Here is a 17,154-nt window from a genome sequence, read left to right as displayed (position 1 = left end):
TTTTTTTACAGGGTTTTTGCATTGAGCAATTCACTATCATTTATTGCACTGACATCGATTGGTGTAGAAAACTTACTTGCCACTGAAATTCAAGACATTGGTGCTGATATAACCAAACAAACTGTTGGTTCTATTCGTTTTAATGCAACCAATTTACAAGCACAAACGCTTTGCCTTGTGAGCCGTTACGCTACCCGCGTTATGATGTTGTTGTGTGAATCTGACGCGATTAATACCAAAGACGACCTTTATGGTTTTGCTAAGCAATTTGATTGGCAAGAATTCTTTGGTCCTAGTCAAACATTAGCAATCGATTTTAATGGGACTAACCGCGCTTTAAAAAATACTCAGTTTTCTACCTTAGTTGTGAAAGACGCGATAGTTGACAGTTTTTTTGCAAGCCATCAGCAAAGGCCAAATATCTCCAAAACTTCACCTGATGTACGTGTTGTAGGACGTTTAAATAAAGAAAAATGTGCACTGTATATTGATTATTCAGGGCCGGGTCTTTCTCGTCGTGGCTATCGTCCTTATCAAGGTGATGCACCGATTAAAGAACATCTCGCAGCGGCGCTGGTTAGTCGTTCAGGGTGGTTAGAAGATACTTCTCGTCCGTTGTTTGACCCGTGTTGTGGTTCGGCAACGCTATTGATTGAAGCGGCAATGATGGCCTGGAATATTGCACCAGGTTTATATCGTAAAGAGTTTGCTTTTCAATCTCTTCCAGGCTTTCGCCCTGCAAAATTCAAAGCCCTTAAACAAGAATTAAAAGAAAAACAAACCGAACAAAAGCTTTATTTAATAGGTCATGATATCGATGGTCGCGTATTAGATAAAGCACGTCAAAATATAGAAAAGCTACCGTTTGCTAAATTTATACAACTTAAGCAAGCAGATGCAAACAAATTAACAACGGCAGCGAAGCAACCTGGTGTGGTGTTATCCAATTTACCATACGGTGAACGACTAGGTGAAAAAGCAGAGCTGGTTAATTTGTATCGCCATCTGGGTGATGCTTTCAAAAAACACTTTAAATTTTGGCATCTCGCACTATTTGCCACTGATACTAGTTTGCTTGCGCTGTTAAAACTTGCCAAGAAAAAACAATACAAGCTTAAGAATGGTCCATTAGATTGTGTACTTAATCTGTACGACCTTGATGAAAAGAATACTGAACAATCACGCCAAACGAAATTGAACTTCCATAGCTCTATTGCGTTTGCAAATCGTCTCAAGAAAAATAAACAAGGTCTTAAATCTTGGCTTAAGAAAGAAGGTGTAAGCTGTTATCGTTTATATGATGCAGATATTCCTGAATACAATGTTGCGGTTGATGTGTACAACGATTACTTAGTGATTTATGAATATGCACCACCTAAAACCATTGATGAAGTTACCGCTGAAAAGCGTTTACAAGACGTAATTTATTTAAGTGCTCAAACGCTTGATATTGCACCCAGTAATATTGTGGTTAAGCAGCGTAAACAGCAAAAAGGTACCTCTCAGTATCAAAAAGCACAACGTACTGATAAGTCTAAAAATAACATGACGGTTGAAGAATATGGCGTCAAATTTAAAGTTAACTTACACGACTATTTAGACACTGGTTTATTCTTAGATCACCGTTTAGCACGTCGCTATATTCAACAAAACTGCAAAGACTTACGTGTACTGAATTTATTTGCCTATACCTGTAGTGCTTCAACACATGCAGCTGTCGGTGGTGCTAAGTCTGTCACCAGTGTGGATATGAGTAATACTTACTTAAAATGGGGACGTGATAACTTTGCTTTAAATAATTTAAACAGTCCTCGTTATCATTTTGAACAAGCCGATTGTTTAGCGTGGCTTGAACAAGCTAAGGGACAGTTTGACTTTATTTTCTTAGATCCACCGACATTTTCTAATTCAAAACGCATGAAAAAAGAGTTTGATGTACAGCGTGACCACATTAAATTATTTACATGGGTGAAACGCATTCTTGCGCCAAATGGCACCTTACTGTTTTCAAATAACAAACGCGGCTTTACTATGAATGAAGAAGGGTTATTGGATTTAGGTTTAATTGCAGAAAATATCAGTGATAAAACATTATCGCCCGACTTCAAACGTAATAAGCAAATACATAATGCATGGTTAATACGTAATGCTTAATGTCATTTTATATCATACGGATGGTTGCCACTTATGTGAGCAAGCATATGAACTACTTATTGCAGCGGGTGTTGGAGAGAATTTAACACTTATCGATATTCTGCAAGATGACGCTTTGGTTGCCGAATATCAGACCTCAATTCCTGTTGCTCAGTTTAGTTCTGGCGCAAAGTTGTTTTGGCCTTTTAACTTACAAGACATTTTAAATAATAAATAAGTATGGATTTAATAAGAATAACGGGTGCACAACTGGCGTTTGGCACACACCCATTACTAAATAACGCCGATATGCTCATCGAAAGTGGTGAGCGTGTATGTATTGTTGGTCGAAATGGCGCTGGTAAATCCAGCTTATTAAAAGTGTTAGACAATCAAGTGCAACTTGACGATGGTGAAATTAACCGAGTTAGTGGGCTTAAGATTGCTCGTTTAGAACAAGATCCGCCAAAAGGGGCAAGTGGTAGTGTATTTGATTACGTTGCCAATGGTTTACCTCATATTGCTGCACTATTGATTGAATACCACGAAGTGAGTGCGAAATTAAGTGAAGATAACAGTGATAAAACATTAAAACAATTTGAACGCCTTTCTTCACAATTGGAAGCCAATGATGGTTGGCGATTTGAAACACAAATAAATCAAGTGTTAAGCCAATTAGAATTGGATCCCAATAGCGATTTAAGTTCGCTTTCAGGGGGCTGGCTTCGTAAAGTGGCACTCGCGAAGGCGCTAGTAGGTGAACCGGATCTATTATTACTCGACGAACCTACAAACCATTTAGATGTTGCCAGTATTGAGTGGTTGGAAAAATTCTTAAGAGAGTTTAATGGTGCAATCATCTTTATTTCTCACGACCGTGCATTTATTCGCTCTATGGCAACCCGCATTCTCGATTTAGACCGCGGTAAGCTTGTTTCATATCCAGGTAATTACGAAAAGTATCTCGAGCAAAAAGAACATGCGTTAAAAGTTGAAGAAACACAAAATGCGCTTTTTGATAAAAAACTGGCTGAAGAAGAAGCTTGGATAAGGCAAGGTATTAAAGCGCGTCGAACGCGTAATGAAGGTCGCGTACGTGCACTTAAACAGCTTCGAGTAGAACGCAAAGCCCGTGTTGAAAAACAAGGTAAGGCTGATTTTAATATCGAAAGTGCGCAGCGCTCGGGTAAGTTAGTTTTCGAAGCGAAGGCGATTAGCCAAGGCTTTACGAATAAACCTATTGTAAAAGATTTTTCTACCCTTGTTATGCGTGGTGACCGCATTGGCTTAGTTGGCCCTAATGGTGTCGGTAAAACAACGTTACTGAAAATTTTATTTGGTGAAATAGCACTAGAGTCGGGCAAAGTAAAACAAGGTGTCAACTTGGAAGTTGCTTATTTTGATCAATACCGTGCAGTATTAGATGAAGAAGCAAGTGTTCAAGACAACGTTGCAGATGGCAAACAAGAAGTAAATATTGGTGGCCGAAGTCGCCATGTTTTGGGATATTTACAAGACTTTTTATTCCCTCCAGCGAGAGCGCGCTCGCCAGTAAAATCACTATCTGGTGGTGAGAAAAACCGTCTTTTACTCGCTAAATTGTTCCTTAAACCAAGCAATATTTTAGTTCTTGATGAACCGACCAATGATCTTGATGTGGAAACACTTGAGTTGTTGGAAGAAATATTGGCTAACTATCAAGGGACAGTGTTAGTTGTAAGTCATGACCGTGAATTTATTGATAACACCTGTAGTACAGTGTGGGGTTTTTTAGGTGACGGAAAAGTAGTTGAAGTTGTTGGTGGTTATCAAGACTTTCAAAATTATGCTGTATCCCTTAGCGAAAGAAATGCTACAGAACAAAAACAAAAAGACACAGAAAAGGACAAAAAAGTCAGCGATAAGCCTTTAGCAAAAAAAGCAGGCAAGTTATCATACAAATTAAAACGCGAACTTGAAGAGCTACCCGCTTTATTAGAGTCGCTTGAACAAGAAGTTGAAGAACTCCAAGAAGTTGTTAATTCTCCGGACTTTTTCAAGCAAGATAGTGATCAAACACAGAAAACCTTGAACCAATTACAACAAGCAGAGTCGAAGCTTGAAACCGCTTTTATGCGTTGGGAAGAATTGGAACAGTTACAGGATCAGTAGTAGGAATAAAAATGAAATATAAATTACTTGCAGCGGCCGTTTTTGCTGCAATCACGCCACAGGTTCAAGGCGCTACTCCATATGTTTTAGAAGAACTCGGTAACCTTAGCTATGCAAAGCATGCGTTTGTCACAGATATGAACGAATCTGGTCAAGCGATTGGTATGGCACAAGGTGTTTTTGATATTCATATTGATACTGCTGCATTAGATTTCGATGATTCACGCTTGAAAAATTATTACGACATCCGCAAAGGTGAGTTTGAAGATATTGATGAAGAAATAACTTTTACCTTAGAAGATATTCAAAATGGGACGATTAATGGTGATGCACAGCAATTTCTACAAGATTACCTAAGAGAATACTATACAGACAGTCAACTTCAGAAAATCTCTGCTAATAGAACATTAGAATATAACGTTGCTGTGGAATACATTAACCCAACCACTGAAAAAGTGTTGTTTGATGTTGAAGACGCTGATTATGAAGGCTTAACACGCTCTGTTGAAAATATTTATACAGGAATATCAGAAGACGGCGTCAAGGTCGGCTGGGGTTCTGCGCCCTATACTAAAATCGAATTTACTCCTGACGGTGATACTGAATCTGAAACACATTATATCCGTGATTTCACACGTCGTGCATTTGTAATGACACCAACTGGTGAGCGTGTTGATTTAATGCCTATTGAGCAAACTTATGGTGGCTTATCTATTGCGACTGATATTCAAAAAGTGTCGGAAGGTTATGTTGTTATTGGTGAATCTTCTGTCAGTATGGTTGCAGAGGCGCTAGAACGACTTGAAGACCGTTGTGATGGTGAAAATCAACCTCTTGAAGTGTGCTATGAAGGTTATGTTACTTCAACAAGTTCAGCGTTGTATAATCGCCATGCAACTAAATGGGTGTTAGATAATGAATTTAATGTTATTGACACTATTGATTTAGGTCTAGGCATTATTCCGGATGAAGATGAACTGAAGACAGCATGGATTAGTACAGCGTTAGGCACTAATGAAAATGACATCGCAGTTGGCTATTCGGTTGTGCGTTATGATGGTGATAAACGTCGTTACTACCCGGTGTATTTCCAAAACGGTGAAGTCGTTGAGTTTATTGATGAGGATAAGTACGAGCAAGGTGGTCGTGCTGTTTCAATTAATCAGCATAATGTGTTTACAGGTTATGCGGTTCAAGATATTGAAAATACAACTCGCAGTAAATTTTTCTACCACGATATTGCAACAGGTGAAACGCGTTTTCCAGATGACTTCTTTAAAAGTAGTTCAGCAGTTGCAAATGATATCAATGATAATGGTTTAATTGTTGGTCAAGGTGAAGTTGAGACCACGTCATCTTCGAGGCGACGTCAAGAAGGCTTTATTTACAACATCAATACTGAAACCTTTACTAACCTAAACGACCTACTGCCATGCTATGAAAGCGACGGTGAAACACCTTATGCTTATGTAGTTTCGGAAGCAATTGGTATTTTAAATGACGGCACTGTGTATGGTACGGCAACGAAAACAGTTGATAAACGTGATGCACAGGGTAATGTTGTTGTTGACAGCGAAGGTAAGGTAGAACGGGAAAGTATTGTTGTACCGGTTAAACTTACCTACAACCCGGATGGTGTTGCAGATACTTGCCCACCAAAAGAAAAAGAAACCTATGAGCGCCAGGGAGCATCAATGGGACTTATTGGATTACTACTATTACCGTTGGTAGCAATTAGAAGACGTTTATTTAAATAAATTAAAAAACCTCACTGAAATGTGAGGTTTTTTTGATTCAAGTTTAAAAAGAAAATAGTTATTTTTTAATTTTACGTGCTTTCCATTGTTTTAAAACAGAATAGCGCCATAAGTAATCAATACCAAAATAGCCAATTGCTGAGGCTCCAGCTGCACATACTAAACTACCCACCATAAACGCCGGACCAATACTCGATAAACTATCAACAAACCATTGCCAATTTGCCTGAAATGTAAAGTCTTGCTTTTGCTGACCGAGCACTAAATAGCCAACTAAATAGTTAAAATAAAAAATTGGTGCCATAGTTAAAGGGTTAGTTATCCAAACCAAGGCAACGGATAGGGGTAAATTAACGCGAAATGGAATTGCGATTGCTGCACTAAGTAGCATTTGAAAAGGAACAGGAATAAATGCCCAAAATAACCCAACAGCAAAGGCACCGCGAGCAGAGCGTCTGTTTAAATGCCATAAATTTGCATCATGTAGTACGTCACCAAAAATACTAAGCGTTTTGTTTTGCTTAATCTTGTTATGATCTGGTAACAGCTTTTGGATCGTCTTTTTTGGCATCGCGGTATACATCTTCCTTTCTGGCAAAGCATTCTATGCTTTGTTATAGGCTGCATATTGTCGCTATTTTTACTCAATACGCCAGTCTTTTTTTTAACAATTGCACTGGTTGTACTAGTGATTGTGTTGATAGTACCTATTATTAAGACCAAGATTATAATTATTAGTGCATTGTTACTTGGCTTAATTTATCCCATTGTTTACTACCATAGTGTTTATGATAGCCATTTGAGCTATCAGCAATTACAGGAAAAACAACTTGTCTCCGGAGTTATTGAGGCTATCGACGACTATCAATATACCTATCGGCTAACGCTTAGAGCTAAATTTTTGGCGCACGCACATATACCGCAATATAAAAAATTGAAACTGCAACTTTATCTAGTTAAAAGTAAGTATAACGAGACTGTGTTAAATGTTGGGGATGAAATTGAAACGAAAGTAAAACTAAAGCCAATAGTCTCAACTGTCAATGAAGGCTTATTTGATGGCCGGTTATTTAACTTTTTTCATGGCATAAAATATAAAGGCAGTATTAACCATACCAGTCATTTTAAACTACTCACGCGTAAATCTGAAAATACATATCAACACATAGAAACGTCACACTATGCTTGGTTGTACTTTTCTATTTTATTTGGTGACACGAGTAACATGCCAAGTAAATTTAAAGAGGCAACTAAACAGCTAGGCATTTCGCATTTATTTGCTGTATCCGGATTACATATGGGGATAGTATTTGGAATCAGCTATTGGTTAGCAAGAATATGTTTCTTTTATACTAAAAAATTAAAAATAGGTCGTGTTAGAAGTTATATTCCCTATGTGTTTGGTATCTTGTGTTGTGCTGTATACTTGGATTTATCAAGCTATGCGACATCAGCGCAACGTGCATTAATCATGTTATGTGTGTTTTGTTTATGTTGGCAAATAAACCGGAGCTACATCAGCTACAGAGCATTGATACTCGCACTGTTGATTATTATATTAATCAACCCTTTTGTAACGCTAACCGTGGGGTTTTATTTTTCTTTTTTCGCAGTCCTTAGCATCTTACTTTCAATAAACATTATTAAAAGATTAGGTATAAAGCACTGGGCTGTTAAACTTCTCGTTTTACAAAGCGCAATTACTCTTTCTTTACTGCCATTTTCAGTTCTATTTTTTAATGGTGTTAGTAGTTATAGTTTACTCATTAACCTTGTAGCAATACCGCTATTTTCATTATTTTGTATGCCAATAATTTTGTTGATTGGTTTATTAAGCGAGATTTTTGACACAGCTGTATTAATTGCATTTTTTGACCCTGTAATTCAATTTATAGTGAATCAAGTCTATACAATAGCTAATTATAAGGTTTGGCTAAGTTTACCGCTGATAACTTGGCAATTAGCCTTGTTATTGTCTGTCAGTAGTTTATTACTGTTTTATATCCCTTATTCACTCTATATAACTTTACCAATTATTACTTTTTATCTTATTCAGCTTAATTTCGTTTCTGATGAGTTGAAAATCCATGTTTTGGATGTAGGGCATGGCTTGGCTGTGATATTAAGTAAGAACAATAACGCTGTACTCTACGACCTTGGTGCAAGGTATCAAGAATACAGTTATGTTAAAAGTGTGATTTTTCCCACTTTACAACTTAATAACTTAACACTATCAAAAACAATAATAAGTCATGATGATAACGACCATAGTGGCGGACTAAAAGACATTATTGCTAGTGATAAGATTGACACAGTTGCTGGTTTTGGCAAAGCGTGTCACTTTAAAGCCTTCTGGCTTGAAGATGTGTTATTCGAGTCAATACCTAACAAGGGCACATTTAAATCTGATAATAATAACTCGTGTGTTGTGCTAGTTTCCTATAAAGGCTTTAAGCTTTTACTCACGGGAGATATTGAAAAACAAAGAGAATATGCGCTCAGAAATAACGCAAAAATTAGTAACGTAGATCTCCTTATTTCTCCACATCATGGTAGTAATAGTTCATCTACCGATATATTTATAAAATTAACAAATCCCAGCTGGGTTATTCATTCAGTAAATGCTTATAACCGTTGGCAGTTTCCATCAATAAAAGTTGTAACTCGGTATGCGTCAAATAATGTCAAGCAATTAGCTACTTATAAAGGTGCAATTAAGATTCAGGTTGCTAACGACGCCTACCGAATTACAACGCAGGGACAAGCTAAAAAATATTGGTTTCTTGTTCAATAGCTTGCTGTTCGGCTTGGGTTTTAGAATGAGGCGCTATACAATAGGCGCAAATAAATTCAAATTAGCACCATGACAACCTCATCTGATTACTACAAACGTTTATTAACCTACGTCAAACCGCATAAACTTGCAGCGACTTTCGCCATTATTGGTATGTTAGGTTATGCCGCAATGGACGGATTATTTGTTTATTTAATGGATCCGTTTATTGAACAAGGTTTGACGGCGAAAAATCAAGAGGTGATGAAGTGGGCGCCCGTTGTGGTGATTTTATTGGTGCTATTTCGTGGTGTGTTTAACTTCGTTTCAAGTTATTGCTTAGCTAATGTGGGCTCTCACGTGGTGATGGCAATTCGCAAAGAATTGTTTGCTAAGTTACTTCATTTACCGGTGTCATTTCACGATCAGCATTCAACCGGTGAGTTAATTTCAAAAATTACCTTTGATGCAGAGCAAGTACAAACAGCAATTACAAAAGCCTTGATCACCATAGTGCGAGAAGGGGCGTTTGTTGTTTTCTTGGTAATCAATATGTTGGTTGCCAGTTGGCAATTATCATTGTTGTTTATTTTAGTAGTCCCGATTGTTGCAGGCATTGTATCAATCGTGTCTAAACGCTTTCGTGTTATTGCAAAACGCATTCAAGATGCCATGGGGGGCGTAACACGTGCGTCAGAACAAATGGTAAAAGGGCATAAAGTCATTCATTCATTTGGTGGTCAAGAAATTGAACAACAACGTTTTGCCGATGTGAACAACCGTAATCGCCAACAGCGAGTAAAAATGGATGCGACGAAAGCGCTGAGCGTTGCCAGTATTCAAATTATTGCTGCATCTGCCATCGCCATGGTATTGGCCGCAATTGGTTTCAAACTTGTTGAGCCTATTTCTACAGGCGCATTCGTTAGCTTATTAACCGCAATGATGATGATGCTACGCCCGTTAAAACAGCTATCAAATGTGAATGTTGAACTGCAGCGTGGTATTGCCGCAGCAAAAAGTATTTTTGATATCTTAGATTTGGAAAATGAAAAAGACACCGGCTCAAAAACGCTGGAAAAATGTCAGGGCCATATCACAATCGAGGGCTTGTCGTTTGCCTATCCAAATACCGAGCGCAATATTTTAAACGAACTGTCGATGGATATTAAACCTGGGCAATCAGTAGCCTTAGTTGGCCGTTCAGGCTCAGGCAAGTCAACACTCTCAAACCTGTTACCACGTTTTTACGATACTTATACCAATGGCGATATCAAACTCGACGGGCTATCGGTTAATACCTTTGATTTAACTTGGTTGCGCGAACAATTTGCCATTGTGTCGCAACAAGTTGTGTTATTCAACGATACTATTGAGAACAATATCACTTACGGCTTTAAAGGTGATATCACCCCTGAAAAGCTGCAAAAAATTGTTGAGCAATCGCACGTTTGGGAATTTGTAAAAGACTTACCAGAAGGTTTACAAACCATTGTCGGTGAAGATGGCGTAATGTTATCTGGTGGACAGCGTCAACGCATTGCTATCGCACGTGCATTGCTTAAAAACGCGCCAATTTTGATTTTAGATGAAGCTACGTCAGCACTCGATACCGAGTCTGAAAAATTAATTCAACATGCGTTAAACGATTTAATGAAAGGGCGCACGTCGATTGTTATTGCGCACCGTTTATCAACGATTGAAAACTCTGATGTCATTTATGTATTAGATAAAGGGCAAATAATCGAATCGGGTTCGCATGCTGAGCTAATTGAAAAGCAAGGTGCCTATTTAGCACTGCAAAAAATGCAGGCTAATGACTAATGAATGTGATTGAAAAAAGCTGGTATCAAAAATTTGGTATTACTTGGCTTTTATTACCGTTAAGTGCGCTGTTTTACCTAATTACGCTTTATCGCTTCTATCGCAAGCGAAAATTACAATTGGCGACTGACACACCAAAAGTCATTGTTGTGGGTAATATTGCGGTAGGTGGCACAGGCAAAACACCCTTTACCTTGTTTCTTGTCGATCATTTGAAGCAAAAAGGTTTATCTGTTGCGGTTATTTCACGTGGCTATGGTGGTCAAATTCAAAGCCAACCTTTATTAGTGACCGATGACATATCGCCAGAGGTCTGTGGTGATGAACCTAAGTTGATAGCCATTCGTACAGGAGCACCTGTTGTAGTGTGCCCAAACCGAAATTTAAGTATCGATTATTTAAAGAAGCACATTAACCCTGATGTGATTATTGCTGATGATGGATTGCAACATTACCAAATGGCGCGTGCTATAGAACTTTGCATTGTTGATGGGAAACGTCAATTTGGTAATGGCTTTGTTATTCCGGCCGGTCCACTTCGCGAAGCGAAAAGCAGAATACAACATGTTGATTTAACCATTACTAATGGCACAGCAGTGGGTAACGGTTACCAGCTAGCGGTAGATGGTGTATATGGCATAGTTGATGGGCTAAAAGTTTCCAATTTATGCAGTCCAGTTCACTTAGTGAGTGCAATAGGTAATCCCAGCCGCTTTGAGCAAAGTGTAACTGAGCAGAATATTCTGGTGCACGGGCATACTATTTTTAAAGATCATCACACATACAGTGAAAGTGACTTTGCCGCACTAGACGGTTCAATCTTAATGACTGAAAAAGATGCGGTAAAATGCCAATCATTCGCGAAAGCTAATTGGTATTATTTAAAAGTTACCGCTAAACCGACTAAACAACTGGTCGACAAACTCGACCAGTTATTAATTGAAAAAGGGATCCATAATCATGGCGTTTGACACAAAATTACTCGAAATCATTGCTTGCCCTGTAACAAAAGGTCATCTTAAATTTGACCGCGAGAGTTTAGAACTTATTAGCACTCAAGCAAAACTGGCTTACCCAGTAAGAGATGATATTCCGGTATTGCTTGAAGAAGAGGCACGCGAATTATCACTTGAAGAGGTTGAAAAGTGGAATTCGTAGTCATTATTCCAGCGCGCTATGCGTCGAGCCGGTTACCGGCTAAACCACTGGCTGACATACAAGGCAAGCCAATGGTGCAGCACGTATATGAAAAAGCGCTGGCATCAGGTGCAAAACGGGTAATTGTCGCAACTGATCATAGTGAGATAGAAGCGGCTGTTAAACGCTTTAATGGTGAAGTTTTAATGACTCGTGAAGATCATGAGTCGGGCACAGAACGCCTTGCTGAAGTGGTGACAAAACTTAACTTACCAGATGACACAATCGTGGTGAATGTACAAGGTGATGAACCGTTAATTCCACCGCAAAACATCGCGCAGGTAGCAAGTTTGTTAGCATCTGATTCAGCACCCATGGCAACGTTAAGCGTGGAAATCGACGATATTGAAGAAGCCCTTAACCCTAACGCGGTAAAAGTTGTGGCTGATAATTACAATAATGCGTTGTATTTTTCGCGTGCCACGATTCCGTATGATCGAAACCGCTTTTTAGGCAAAGATGAAATTTCTGAAATTGGCGATTTCTATCAACGCCATATTGGTATTTATGCGTATCGTGCTGGTTTTATAAAAGAATATATTACCCTTGACGTATCTCCGCTTGAGCAAATCGAATCGTTAGAGCAGCTACGTGTTTTATATCATGGCAAAAAGATAAAAGTACAAATGGCAATCGAAGCGCCGCAGCCAGGTGTTGATACGCCTGAAGATCTCGCTAAGGTGAATGCTTTTTTAAGCAAGTAAGTTGATGAGTTATCCAATAGTATTTGCATGCGATGAATTTTATGTGGTGAATAAACCCCATGATGTAAGCTTTCATAGCGAAAATGGAGAGGGTTTTTTTGTACTGTTTGAAAAGCAGGTGAATGAAAAGCTCTATCCAGTACATCGCTTAGATAAAATGACATCGGGTTTAGTTATTGTTGCGAGGACTAAACAAGCTGCTGCAGAATTTGGTGATTTGTTTAGTCAAAAGCATAAAAGTACACTGGAAAAATACTATTTAGCCGTTGCTCAAGGTAAGCCAACAAAAAAGCAGGGTTGGGTAAAAGGCGACTTGGTTAAAGCGCGTCGAGGGTGCTATAAACTGCAAAAAACCATGGAAAACCCGTCTGTAACGCGGTTTCAATCGCAGTTAATTGAGCCCAGTTTACGTCTTTATTTGCTCCAACCAATTACAGGTAAAACGCACCAGCTGCGGGTTGTGCTTAAAAGCCTATCGGTGCCTATTTTAGGTGATGAACGCTATGGCGGTGAGCATAGCGAACGTGGTCATTTGCATGCATATGCGATTAAATTCACCTTTGCTAATACACCATACCATTTTAGTGTTAAGCCATGCGGTGGCTTATTTGAGCACAGTGAAACAAAAAAGCTTATCGAACAATGGCACACGCCTTGGCACGAATTTAATTAAGGTTAAAAATTACATGACAGAGTCTTATCAAAATCGTTTTGGCGGCATTGCGCGCCTTTACGGAATTGAACAACAAAAACTGCTTAATAATGCCCATTTTTGTGTTGTTGGCATTGGCGGTGTGGGTAGTTGGGTCGCTGAAAGTTTAGCGCGTACGGGACTTGGTAACATTACCTTAATTGATTTAGATGATATTTGCGTTACCAACGTTAACCGTCAAATCCACGCGTTGACATCGACTATTGGCGAGGCGAAAGTTGATGCCATGGCAAGTCGAATTAACGAGATAAACCCTGATTGTAATGTGTCAGTTATCGATGACTTTTTAACACTTGAGAATATCAGAGAACATATTGAAAAATTTGATTATGTTATTGATTGTATTGATCAAGTAAAGGTTAAAGCGGCACTTATTGCCCATTGTAAGCGCAACAAATTACCGATTATCACAATAGGTGGCGCAGGCGGGCAAATCGATCCAAGCCAAATCAGAATAGGGGATGTGGCTAAAACCAAGCAAGACCCATTGCTTGCGAAAGTACGCTATTTACTGCGTAAGCAATACAACTTTTCAAGTAATCCAAAACGTAAATTTGGTCTGGATTGTATTTATTCAGAAGAGCAATTGGTGTACCCATCAAGTGACGGCAGTGTGTGTCATGCGAAAGCCGGTGCTGATGGCAATATGAATATGGACTGTCAAACAGGTTTCGGCTCGTTAACCATGGTGACAGGTAGTTTTGCGTTTTTTGCAGCGGCAAAAAGTGTGAAAAAATACTTAGAAAAATGTGAGCGTAACAATCAAAGTTAGTTGCTTTGATTGTTACCTATAAAAGTTTGATATAAGAATTGCATACAATATAATCTTTAGAGCTGATTTTAATCATCAGTTTGTATTGCAAATTGTGTAATCGCATCCGCAATCGCTAAAATACCATTACCACGACTTGGACTCAAGTGCTGTAAAAGCCCCAATTCATTGAACTCAGTTTGAATATTTATGCGCTTAATTTCATCCACAGTTAAGCCGTTAACCAATGTAGAAATAATATAAATGAGCCCTTTCACGATGCGTGTATCAGAGTCCGCCGTCACCACTATATGCTTTTCGCTTTCATCAAAATCGACATAAAGCCAAACATTGCTTTCGCAGCCATTCACTTTTGCGTGATCAACTTTGAGTTCAGCTGGTAATTTTGGTAACTGTTTACCAAGCAACATAATTTCACGGTACTTATCTTGCCATGCTTTTTTAGCGATAAACTGCTGTTTTAATCTTTGATATTGTTCTGTCATAGTTAATCTAGTAATTCTATAGCTTGTTTTAATGCAACAATAAAGCGATCAATGTCATCGACGTTGTTATAGCAACTTAAACTGACACGAATGGTACCCGCAACACCGAGTAGATTTATCAATGGCTGAGTACAGTGGTTACCTGAACGTACAATAATGCCGGCTTGGTCGAGTAGGGTCGCAACGTCTAGGTTATGCTCATCTTTGTAGTTAAAACTAATTGTGCCGATATTATTGTTTAAATCGCCGTAAATTTTTATTCCATCAATCTGTTTAAGTGCGTTTAGCGTGTATTGATAGAGCGCTTTTTCAACAGCTAGTTGCGTTGCCATCTCGCTTGAGCCCATAAAATCAAGTGCTGCAGAAAAACCAATCACGCCGGCGATATTCGGCGTGCCTGCTTCAAATCGCGCATTACCTTGGCGAAAACTTGATTCATTAAAGCTAACGCGCTCGATCATTTCGCCACCAGTTTGGTAGGTTGACAGTAAAGATAGACTGTGAGGTTTAGCGATTAATGCACCAACGCCGGTTGGCCCAAACATTTTGTGTGCAGATAGCACATAAAAGTCACAATTAAGCGCACGAATATTTGGCCTTAGATGTTGCATCGCTTGTGCACCATCAACCAAAGTAATGGCATTGATGGCATGCGCGGCATCAAGCAAGCTTTGTATTGGTAAAATATTACCTAAGGTATTTGATGCATGACTAATCGCCATCAGTTTTGGCTTTAGTGTATTAATCATGGCTAAACTAACATCTAAATTGAGTACACCATTTGCATCTATTGGCAGAATGTGAAGCGTCGCGCCGGTGCGTTTACACAGCGTTTGCCAGGGGACAATATTTGCGTGGTGCTCAAGCGATGAGATAATAATGACATCATCTTTTTCGATATGTGCATCAATTGAACTGGCAACAAGGTTTATCGCTTCGGTTGCGCCTTTGGTCCAAACAATTTGTTCTGCATCTACCTGACAAAATTGTGCTAATTTTGTGCGTGCCTGTTCGTATAAGGCGGTGGTATTTGAGGCAAATTCACTGACGCCACGATGCACATTGGCATTGTGACAAGTATAAAACTCGGTAATTGCATCAATAACGTTCTGAGGTTTTTGTGTGGTTGCACCATTATCTAAATAAACAGACTCAGTGTGTTTAAAAAATGGGAATTGAGAACGGATTTTTTGATTATCTAACATAGTGCCACCTGAGAATGCGAGCGGCGATTTTAATGAAATACACTAATTTTCGCAATTATTGACGGGATTTAGATATTAAAAAAGCCGCAAATAGCGGCTTTTTTAAACTCAAAGAGGATTAACGAGACGTTACGTCTTTATAATCACGCTTTGTTTCACCAGTGTATAACTGACGAGGACGACCGATCTTCTGACCAGGTTGAGATAACATCTCATCCCAGTGTGAGATCCAACCAACAGTACGTGACATTGCAAAGATTACAGTGAACATGCTTGTTGGAATACCGATCGCCTTAAGAATGATACCTGAGTAGAAATCTACGTTAGGGTAAAGTTTCTTCTCGATGAAGTATGGGTCTTCTAGTGCGATTTGCTCTAAACGCATTGCTACGTCTAGTAGTGGATCTTCAATGTTAAGCTCTTTAAGTACTTCGTGACACGTTTCACGCATTACTGTTGCACGTGGGTCGAAGTTCTTGTAAACACGGTGACCGAAGCCCATTAGACGGAATGGGTCGTTCTTATCTTTTGCTTTCGCAACGTACTCATCGATACGGTCTACTGAACCGATTTCTTCTAACATTGTTAGACATGCTTCGTTAGCACCACCGTGTGCAGGGCCCCAAAGTGATGCAATACCAGCTGAGATACATGCATACGGGTTAGCGCCTGAAGAACCAGCTAAACGTACAGTCGATGTTGACGCGTTTTGTTCGTGGTCCGCGTGAAGCATAAAGATTCGGTCCATTGCTTTTGCAAGTACAGGGCTTACTTCATACTTTTCAGCAGGTACAGAGAACATCATGTGTAAGAAGTTTTCTGCGTAGCTTAGATCGTTACGAGGGTAAACAAACGGTTGGCCGATGTTGTACTTGTAACACATTGCCGCAATTGTAGGTAACTTAGCAATTAGACGAACAGCGCTACGGTGACGTTGTGCTGGATCTGTAATGTCTAAATCTTTGTGGTAGAAAGAAGAAAGTGCACCAACAACACCACATAGCATTGCCATTGGGTGAGAATCTACACGGAAACCTTGGAAGAATGCACCAATTTTCTCGTGTAACATTGTGTTAGTTGTGATTTCATTTTCAAAACCAGCTAACTGCTCTGCATTTGGAAGCTCACCGTTTAAAAGTAAGTAACAAAGCTCGATATAGCTTGATTTTTCAGCTAAATCATCAATCGCATAGCCGCGGTGTAATAAAACACCTTTAGCGCCATCAATGTAAGTGATAGCTGATTCACATGAACCAGTAGACATGAAACCCGGGTCGAACGTAAAGTAACCATGGCTGCCTAAGGTACGAACGTCGATAACGTCCTGACCAGCTGTGCCAGAGTAAATTGGAAGTTCGATAGGATCTAGCCCATCAATATGGACCGTGGCTTTTTTGTCTGCCATCTAATTATCTCCTTTAAATATAACAAACCAGTTTGT

The 17,154-nt window shown here is 39.2% G+C and carries 15 protein-coding genes; 11 read left to right on the top strand and 4 right to left on the bottom strand.

Going from position 1 to position 17,154, the window contains the following annotated elements:
- Positions 1–21: 21 nt before the first annotated feature.
- Genes rlmKL through OM33_RS11025 form a run of 4 tightly spaced genes read left to right on the top strand, consistent with a single transcriptional unit; the run spans position 22 to position 6,041 of the window.
- A complete protein-coding gene (gene rlmKL, locus OM33_RS11040; RefSeq protein WP_038641692.1) occupies positions 22–2,154 on the top strand; it encodes a bifunctional 23S rRNA (guanine(2069)-N(7))-methyltransferase RlmK/23S rRNA (guanine(2445)-N(2))-methyltransferase RlmL in 2,133 nt (710 codons plus the stop codon).
- Positions 2,147–2,371, top strand: a complete 225-nt coding sequence (locus OM33_RS11035) for a glutaredoxin family protein (RefSeq protein ID WP_038641690.1) — start codon at positions 2,147–2,149, stop codon at positions 2,369–2,371. Before rlmKL ends, OM33_RS11035 begins: the two co-directional genes overlap by 8 nt.
- A gap of 2 nt (positions 2,372–2,373) precedes the next feature.
- A complete protein-coding gene (uup, locus tag OM33_RS11030) occupies positions 2,374–4,284 on the top strand; it encodes an ATP-binding cassette ATPase Uup (RefSeq protein ID WP_038641688.1) in 1,911 nt (636 codons plus the stop codon).
- A gap of 11 nt (positions 4,285–4,295) precedes the next feature.
- A complete protein-coding gene (locus tag OM33_RS11025; RefSeq protein ID WP_038641686.1) occupies positions 4,296–6,041 on the top strand; it encodes a DUF3466 family protein in 1,746 nt (581 codons plus the stop codon).
- Between the two features lie 58 nt (positions 6,042–6,099).
- Here the strand turns inward: OM33_RS11025 and OM33_RS11020 are convergent, their stop codons facing one another.
- Positions 6,100–6,612 (bottom strand): DUF2062 domain-containing protein, encoded by a 513-nt coding sequence (locus tag OM33_RS11020; RefSeq protein ID WP_038643281.1) that lies wholly within the window; start codon positions 6,610–6,612, stop codon positions 6,100–6,102.
- Here OM33_RS11020 and OM33_RS11015 point away from each other — a divergent pair.
- The 7 genes from OM33_RS11015 to tcdA all read left to right on the top strand — a co-directional run bounded on the left by OM33_RS11015 (position 6,592) and on the right by tcdA (position 14,023).
- A complete protein-coding gene (locus tag OM33_RS11015; protein WP_081991056.1) occupies positions 6,592–8,835 on the top strand; it encodes a DNA internalization-related competence protein ComEC/Rec2 in 2,244 nt (747 codons plus the stop codon). The two genes, OM33_RS11020 and OM33_RS11015, sit on opposite strands and share 21 nt — an antisense overlap.
- A 69-nt stretch (positions 8,836–8,904) precedes the next feature.
- Entirely contained in the window at positions 8,905–10,638 is a 1,734-nt protein-coding gene (msbA, locus tag OM33_RS11010) for a lipid A export permease/ATP-binding protein MsbA (protein WP_038641682.1), read from the top strand.
- Positions 10,638–11,609, top strand: coding sequence for a tetraacyldisaccharide 4'-kinase (lpxK, locus tag OM33_RS11005; RefSeq protein ID WP_038641681.1), 972 nt, complete (start codon positions 10,638–10,640; stop codon positions 11,607–11,609). Before msbA ends, lpxK begins: the two co-directional genes overlap by 1 nt.
- A complete protein-coding gene (locus OM33_RS11000; protein ID WP_038641679.1) occupies positions 11,599–11,796 on the top strand; it encodes a Trm112 family protein in 198 nt (65 codons plus the stop codon). The genes lpxK and OM33_RS11000 overlap by 11 nt, the downstream gene beginning before the upstream one ends.
- On the top strand, positions 11,784–12,539 hold the full coding sequence (gene kdsB, locus OM33_RS10995) for a 3-deoxy-manno-octulosonate cytidylyltransferase (RefSeq protein ID WP_038641677.1): 756 nt from the start codon (positions 11,784–11,786) through the stop codon (positions 12,537–12,539). Before OM33_RS11000 ends, kdsB begins: the two co-directional genes overlap by 13 nt.
- Before the next feature lie 4 nt (positions 12,540–12,543).
- A complete protein-coding gene (locus OM33_RS10990; protein WP_038641676.1) occupies positions 12,544–13,212 on the top strand; it encodes a pseudouridine synthase in 669 nt (222 codons plus the stop codon).
- 13 nt (positions 13,213–13,225) lie between these two features.
- A complete protein-coding gene (gene tcdA, locus OM33_RS10985) occupies positions 13,226–14,023 on the top strand; it encodes a tRNA cyclic N6-threonylcarbamoyladenosine(37) synthase TcdA (RefSeq protein ID WP_038641674.1) in 798 nt (265 codons plus the stop codon).
- 68 nt (positions 14,024–14,091) lie between these two features.
- Here tcdA and OM33_RS10980 read toward each other — a convergent pair whose 3' ends face one another.
- From OM33_RS10980 to OM33_RS10970, 3 genes are all read right to left on the bottom strand, one after another.
- Entirely contained in the window at positions 14,092–14,508 is a 417-nt protein-coding gene (locus OM33_RS10980; protein ID WP_038641672.1) for a SufE family protein, read from the bottom strand.
- Positions 14,509–14,510: 2 nt separating this feature from the next.
- Positions 14,511–15,713 (bottom strand): aminotransferase class V-fold PLP-dependent enzyme, encoded by a 1,203-nt coding sequence (locus OM33_RS10975; RefSeq protein ID WP_038641671.1) that lies wholly within the window; start codon positions 15,711–15,713, stop codon positions 14,511–14,513.
- A gap of 118 nt (positions 15,714–15,831) precedes the next feature.
- Entirely contained in the window at positions 15,832–17,118 is a 1,287-nt protein-coding gene (locus tag OM33_RS10970; RefSeq protein WP_038641669.1) for a citrate synthase, read from the bottom strand.
- Positions 17,119–17,154 lie beyond the last annotated feature (36 nt).

The sequence above is a fragment of the Pseudoalteromonas piratica genome, assembly GCF_000788395.1.
Lineage (GTDB): Bacteria > Pseudomonadota > Gammaproteobacteria > Enterobacterales > Alteromonadaceae > Pseudoalteromonas > Pseudoalteromonas piratica.
Note: the sequence above shows the minus strand (reverse complement) of the source record. Positions and strands in the feature narration are given on the sequence as shown.

Excerpts from the sequence above, each read along its gene's own strand:
- OM33_RS11000 (WP_038641679.1), top strand. The coding sequence starts at position 11,599 with ATGGCGTTTGACACAAAATTACTCGAAATCATTGCTTGCCCTGTAACA.
- OM33_RS10970 (WP_038641669.1), bottom strand. The coding sequence starts at position 17,118 with ATGGCAGACAAAAAAGCCACGGTCCATATTGATGGGCTAGATCCTATC.
- OM33_RS11025 (WP_038641686.1), top strand. The coding sequence starts at position 4,296 with ATGAAATATAAATTACTTGCAGCGGCCGTTTTTGCTGCAATCACGCCA.
- OM33_RS10990 (WP_038641676.1), top strand. The coding sequence starts at position 12,544 with ATGAGTTATCCAATAGTATTTGCATGCGATGAATTTTATGTGGTGAAT.
- msbA (WP_038641682.1), top strand. The coding sequence starts at position 8,905 with ATGACAACCTCATCTGATTACTACAAACGTTTATTAACCTACGTCAAA.
- lpxK (WP_038641681.1), top strand. The coding sequence starts at position 10,638 with ATGAATGTGATTGAAAAAAGCTGGTATCAAAAATTTGGTATTACTTGG.
- tcdA (WP_038641674.1), top strand. The coding sequence starts at position 13,226 with ATGACAGAGTCTTATCAAAATCGTTTTGGCGGCATTGCGCGCCTTTAC.
- OM33_RS11035 (WP_038641690.1), top strand. The coding sequence starts at position 2,147 with ATGCTTAATGTCATTTTATATCATACGGATGGTTGCCACTTATGTGAG.
- OM33_RS11020 (WP_038643281.1), bottom strand. The coding sequence starts at position 6,612 with ATGCCAAAAAAGACGATCCAAAAGCTGTTACCAGATCATAACAAGATT.
- OM33_RS10980 (WP_038641672.1), bottom strand. The coding sequence starts at position 14,508 with ATGACAGAACAATATCAAAGATTAAAACAGCAGTTTATCGCTAAAAAA.
- OM33_RS10975 (WP_038641671.1), bottom strand. The coding sequence starts at position 15,713 with ATGTTAGATAATCAAAAAATCCGTTCTCAATTCCCATTTTTTAAACAC.
- uup (WP_038641688.1), top strand. The coding sequence starts at position 2,374 with ATGGATTTAATAAGAATAACGGGTGCACAACTGGCGTTTGGCACACAC.